The 3,955-nt window shown below is 72.3% G+C and carries 1 protein-coding gene; it reads left to right on the top strand.

Going from position 1 to position 3,955, the window contains the following annotated elements:
* Positions 1–3,955, top strand: a 3,955-nt coding sequence (locus tag ACH4F2_RS35240) for an SDR family NAD(P)-dependent oxidoreductase (RefSeq protein ID WP_398136746.1), incomplete at both ends; no start/stop codon positions are given.

Below are 3,955 nucleotides of genomic sequence, written 5' to 3'. Positions count from 1 at the left end.
GGGTCGCACCAGGCCCTCGACGCCGTCCTCGCCGACTACCCCCAGGCCAAACGCATCCCCGTCGACTACGCCTCCCACTCCGACCACGTCGAACAGCTCGAGAACGAACTCGCCACCGCCCTCGCCCCCATCACCCCCCGCACCAGCGACATCCCCTTCTACTCCACCGTGACGGGTGTACTGACCGACACCACCGAACTCGACGCCGCCTACTGGTACCGCAACCTCCGCCACACCGTCGACTTCCAGACCACCATCCACACCCTCCTCAACCACGGCCACACCACCTTCATCGAAACCAGCCCCCACCCCGTCCTCACCTCGGGTGTGCGGGAGACCCTCGACGCGGCGGAGCGCGACGGTCTGGTGCTGGGTTCGCTGCGTCGGGACGACGGTGGTCCGAGGCGCATGCTGACGTCGTTGGCCGAAGCGCACGCACACGGTGTCGACGTCGACTGGCGGCCGCTGCTCGACGGAGCGTGCCAGGTGGACCTGCCGACGTACGCGTTCCAGCGGGAGCGCTACTGGCTGGATCCCGTCACCGCCGAGCCTGCCGTCAGCGCGGTGGACGCCGAGTTCTGGGCGGCGGTCGAGCGTGAGGACCTGGAGTCACTCGCGGCGACCCTGCGCGTCGCCGGGGAACCGTTGGGTGAGGTGCTGCCCGCCCTGTCCCAGTGGCGGCGTGAGCGCCGTGAGGTCTCCACGATGGATTCCTGGCGCTACAAGATCCACTGGAAGGCGGTTCCGGCCGGTGTCGCCGCCCTGTCCGGCACCTGGCTGGTGGTGGTGACCGACGGCCAGTCCGAGGAGGAGTGGGTCTCAGGAGTCACCGACGCGCTGGTCCGGCACGGCGGTGAGGCGCGAACGGTCGTCCTGGACGACTCCCACCTGGACCGCGCCGCTCTGGCCGACCGGCTGAGGGACCTGGCGGCGGAGCACCCCCGGGTCAGTGGCGTCGTATCGCTGCTGGCGATGGACGAGCGCGCCCACCCCGCGTACCCGGCCGTGCCGCTCGGGTACGCGATGACACTGCTGCTGGCCCAGGCACTCGGCGACGCGGGGACGGAGGCCCCCATGTGGTGCCTCACTCGTGGGGCCGTGTCGTTGGGCGAGGGCTCCGTGGCCACCAGTCGCGCCCAGGCACTCGCCTGGGGGCTCGGCCGGGTGGTCGCCCTGGAACAGCCTCTGCGCTGGGGCGGTCTGATCGACCTGCCGGAGGGCGTGACCGACCGGGCCCAGAGCCTGCTGGCCGGTGTGCTGGCCCGTACGTCCGACGAGGACCAGGTCGCCGTGCGCGCCGCCGGGCTGTTCGCGCGCCGGCTGGCGCACGCCCCGACGCGTGAGCCGGCCGTGTCGGCCTGGCATCCCGCCGGCACGGTGCTGGTCACCGGCGGCACCGGTGCACTGGGCGGACACGTCGCCCGCTGGCTGGCGGGACAGGGCGCCGGCCATGTCGTACTCACCAGCCGCCGGGGCATGGCCGCGCCCGGCGCCGACCTGTTGGTGGCCGAGTTGGAGGCGCTCGGCGCCCGGGTGACCGTTGCCGCGTGCGACGTCGGTGACCGCGACGCGCTCGCGGCGCTGCTGACCGACGTCGGACCGCTGACCGCGGTGGTGCACACCGCCGCGGTACTCGACGACGGCACGATCGGCTCGCTGACCACGGACCAGTTGCAACGGGTCCTGAGCGTCAAGGCGGACGGCGCGGTGAACCTGCACGAGCTGACCCGGGACATGGATCTCTCCGCGTTCGTGCTCTTCTCCTCACTGTCCGGCACTCTGGGCGCGCCGGGGCAGGGTAACTACGCGCCCGGTCACGTCTTCGTGGACACCCTGGCCGAGCAGCGCCGGGCCGAGGGCCTGCCGGCGACGTCGGTGGCCTGGGGGCTGTGGGCCGGCGCCGGCATGGGCGAAGGCGGCGTGGGCGACGTCGCCAGGCGGCACGGTGTGCCGGAGATGGCCCCGGAGATGGCCGCCGCCGCCATGGGCCGTGCCGTCGAGCAGGGTGACACGGTCGTCACCGTCGCAGACATCGACTGGGACCGCCACTATGTGGCGTTCACCGCGACCCGGCCGAGTCCGCTGATGCGCGACATTCCCAGGGTACGTGTGCTGATCGACGCCGCGGCCGGCTCGGACGACGGCGATGCCGGACCCGAGCGTTCGGATCTCGCCGAACGGCTCGCCGGGGTGAGCGACGCCGAGCGCGACCGTACACTTCTGCATCTCGTCCGGCGCCATGTCGCGGCCGTCCTGGGCCACACCGGTCCGGAGGCGGTCGAGAGCGAGCGCGCCTTCCATGACAGCGGGTTCGACTCGGTCACCGCCGTGGAGCTGCGCAACCGGCTCAACGGCGCTACCGGACTCCGGCTGCCCACCACGACGACCTTCGACCACCCCACTCCGCTGGCTCTGGCCGCGTACCTGCGCGGCGAGCTGTTCGACGACCGTCCCGGCCCGGTGGAGCCGGTCCGGGCGGCCGGCGGCCTGGACGACGAGCCGATCGCCATCGTCGGTATGAGCTGCCGGTTCCCGGGGGACGTCACCTCGCCCGAGGACCTGTGGAGGCTGCTCGCGAGCGGGTCCGACGCGCTTGGCGGCCTTCCTGTCGACCGCGGCTGGGACACCGCGGGCCTGTACCATCCCGACCCCGACCACCGCGGTACGTCGTACACCCGGACGGCCGCCTTCATGTACGGCGCCGGCGAGTTCGACGCCGGATTCTTCGGTATCTCGCCGCGCGACGCCGTCGCGATGGACCCGCAGCAGCGACTGCTGCTGGAAGCATCGTGGGAGGCGTTCGAACGGGCCGGTATCGACCCGGCCTCACTGAAGGGCAGCGCGACCGGCGTGTTCACCGGTACGAACGGCCAGGACTACGCGTCCTTGCTGAAGGCCGACGGGACCGGTGACTTCGAGGGCCGCGCGGCCACCGGCAACTCGGCGGCCGTGATGTCCGGCCGCATCTCCTACGCGCTGGGGCTGGAGGGGCCGGCGCTGACGGTGGACACGGCGTGTTCGTCCTCGCTCGTCGCCCTGCACCTCGCCGTCCAGGCCCTGCGGTCGGGCGAGTGCACTCTGGCCCTGGCCGGCGGCGTGAGTGTGATGACGACCGCGGAGATCTTCGTGGAGTTCTCCCGTCAGCGTGCCTTGGCGGCCGACGGCCGCTGCAAGCCCTTCGCGGCTGCCGCGGACGGTACGGGGTGGGGTGAGGGTGTCGGCATGCTGCTCGTGGAGCGGCTGTCCGACGCCGAGCGCAACGGCCACCGGGTCCTGGCCGTGGTACGCGGGACCGCGGTCAACCAGGACGGCGCCTCCAACGGCCTCACCGCACCCAACGGCCCCTCGCAGCAGCGCGTCATCCGCCAGGCCCTGGCCAACGCCGGCCTGTCGACGTCCGACATCGACGCCGTGGAGGCCCACGGCACGGGCACGACGCTGGGTGACCCCATCGAGGCGCAGGCGCTGCTGGCCACCTACGGCCATGACCGCGACACCGGCCGGCCGCTCCTCCTCGGCTCGGTCAAGTCCAACATCGGCCACACCCAGGCCGCCGCCGGCGTCGCCGGCATCATCAAGACGGTCATGGCGATGCGGCACGGCGTACTGCCACAGACCCTGCACGTGGACGAGCCCACCCCGCACGTCGACTGGTCGTCCGGCGCGGTGGAACTGCTGACCCGGCAGACGGACTGGCCGATGACGGACCGGCCTCGTCGAGCCGGCGTCTCCGCGTTCGGCGTGAGCGGCACCAATGCTCACGTGATCCTCGAAGAGGCTCCTGCGGTGGTTGAAACCGGGCCGGACCGGGGCGACCTTCCCTCGATCGCGTGGCCGCTGTCCGGGCACGGTGAGGAGGCGCTGCGTGCGCAGGCCGAGAGGCTGCGGTCGTTCGTCACCTCGGACGCGGACCCGCATCCGGCCGACGTCGGCTGGTCCCTGGCCTCGACACGAG

It is taken from the genome of Streptomyces sp. NPDC017890 (assembly GCF_044328675.1).
Taxonomy (GTDB): Bacteria; Actinomycetota; Actinomycetes; order Streptomycetales; family Streptomycetaceae; genus Streptomyces.
Note: the sequence above shows the minus strand (reverse complement) of the source record. Positions and strands in the feature narration are given on the sequence as shown.